Raw genomic sequence first — 397 nt, 5'->3', positions numbered from 1 at the left:
TTTAATTTTTCTATTTAGCATAATGAAGCAATTTTTTTTAGCCATTGTTACCTGTAGTACTTATGCTACTTTAAATTCACCTTCGTTCATTTCAATACTAAATTTCACATTAGTTTTCAAAGCTTTAAATACTTTCAAAATTGTTTCAATCGTAACATTTCTCGTATTTCTCTCAAGTTTTGATATTTGAGATTTTTGTACTCCAATTAAATCTCCTAATTGTTCTTGAGTTAAATGTCTTTCTTTTCGAACAGACTTAATCATATCACCAAGAATTTCAATTTTTAAATCAAATTCGTATTTGTCTCTTTCAATAGTTCCAACTTCTCCAAGATGTTTATCTTTAAGTTGGTCTAAACTCATCATTTTCATTTTTTTAGTAGTTTCCATTTTTTAA

1 protein-coding gene is annotated in these 397 nt (G+C 25.9%); it reads right to left on the bottom strand.

Annotated features, from left to right (window positions below):
• Positions 1 to 60 precede the first annotated feature (60 nt).
• Complete coding sequence (locus HGB55_RS15375) at positions 61 to 390, bottom strand: helix-turn-helix domain-containing protein (RefSeq protein ID WP_168817978.1); 330 nt, start codon at positions 388 to 390, stop codon at positions 61 to 63.
• Between the last annotated feature and the right edge of the window lie 7 nt (positions 391 to 397).

It is taken from the genome of Lutibacter sp. B1 (assembly GCF_012524075.1).
Taxonomy (GTDB): domain Bacteria; phylum Bacteroidota; class Bacteroidia; order Flavobacteriales; family Flavobacteriaceae; genus Lutibacter.
This window is presented reverse-complemented; position numbering and strand designations above follow the sequence as displayed.